Origin of the sequence: Sulfuricaulis sp. (assembly GCF_049587675.1) — a bacterium.
Lineage (GTDB): Bacteria > Pseudomonadota > Gammaproteobacteria > Acidiferrobacterales > Sulfurifustaceae > Sulfuricaulis.
This window is the reverse complement of the sequence record NZ_JBAVEJ010000207.1, coordinates 1-1539: the sequence shown is the minus strand read 5'-3', so window position 1 is coordinate 1539 and position 1539 is coordinate 1. Positions and strand designations below refer to the sequence as shown.

General features: G+C 58.6%; 1 protein-coding gene. It reads left to right on the top strand.

Annotated features, from left to right (window positions below; genetic code table 11):
* Positions 1–348 precede the first annotated feature (348 nt).
* Positions 349–1539: TRZ/ATZ family hydrolase (locus WB402_RS10775; RefSeq protein WP_424207724.1), on the top strand; the 1191-nt coding region annotated here is incomplete at its 3' end.

The following is a 1539-nucleotide window of genomic DNA, read 5'->3' as shown; positions in this document are numbered from 1 at the left end:
GGATTGTAGAATTTTCCTCGGACACCTTTGCTGAAATCGTATCTTCGTTTCATAGCATCAGTGGCCAATCGAAAACCCACCTTATGATGTTTGGAAAAATTGGCTCTTGCTTTCTCCTCGTCCCACTCAAAATGATAGACGATTTTGGTGGCCATGCGTTGCTATCCCGTTCGATGCTTAATTGCCATGCCAAAAGGGTGCTGGCAACAACTGTGGTTTTGTCGTTTTTCCTGACGCTCTCGAATCGTTGATAGCACGCCAGCATCGTCGCAAAGTGGATATTAGCCGTCAAGAATTACCAAATTAATGCGGTATACTTCGTTCGCCCAACGCCCGAAATAACAACCCATGCAAACCATCGACACCTTAATAAATGCCCGCTGGGTGATCCCCGTTGAACCCGACGGGCAGACGCTGGACCACAACAGCATCGCCGTCCACGGCGAGAAAATCGTCGAAGTCCTGCCCACGAAAGACGCTGCCAAAAAATATCGCGCGACGGAGACGTTCGATCTCCAGCACCATGCCGTGATCCCAGGCCTGGTGAACGCGCACACCCACTCCGCCATGAGCCTGTTCCGCGGGCTGGCGGATGATCTGCCGCTCATGGACTGGCTGAATAATCACATCTGGCCAGCGGAAGCGAAGTGGGTCAGCCCCGATTTCGTGCACGACGGCACCGAACTGGCCATCGCCGAGATGCTGAAAAGCGGCACCACCTGTTTCAATGACATGTATTTCTTTCCCGATGTCACGGCGCGCGTATGCATGGACGCCGGCATGCGCGTCTGCGTGGGGCTGATCATGCTGGATTTCCCGAGCGCCTGGGCGCAGAACAGCGCCGAATACCTACACAAGGGCCTCATGCTGCACGATGAATTGCGCAACAGCGAACTCATCACCACCGCCTTCGCCCCGCATGCGCCCTACACGGTATCGGATGCGCCGCTGGAAAAAATCCGCATGTACGCCGATGAGCTGGATATTCCGGTTCACATGCACGTGCACGAAACCGCGCACGAGGTGTACGAAGGTCAGAAACATTTCGGCATGCGCCCGCTCGCGCGCCTCGCCAAGCTGGGCCTGCTGGGTCCGCGTCTGCTCGCCGTGCACATGACCCAGCTCTTGCCCGCCGAGATTGAATCGCTGGCGCAGGACAACGTCAGCGTGATTCACTGCCCGGAATCGAACCTCAAACTGGCGAGCGGCTTCTGCCCGGTGCAGGCGCTGGTGAAAGCCGGTGTGAACGTGGCGCTCGGCACCGACGGCGCGGCCAGCAACAACAATCTCGACATGCTCGAGGAAATCCGCATCGCCGCCCTGCTCGCCAAGGGCGCGAGCGGTGACGCCACCGCGATCCCGGCGCACACCGCGCTGCGCATGGCGACGCTGAACGGCGCGAAGGCGCTGGGCATCGAGGCGCGCACCGGTTCGCTCGCCGCCGGCAAGGCCGCGGATATCACCGCGATTGATCTGTCAGCCATCTCAAGCCAACCGGTTTACGATCCGTTGTCGCAGATCGTCTATACCGCCACTCGC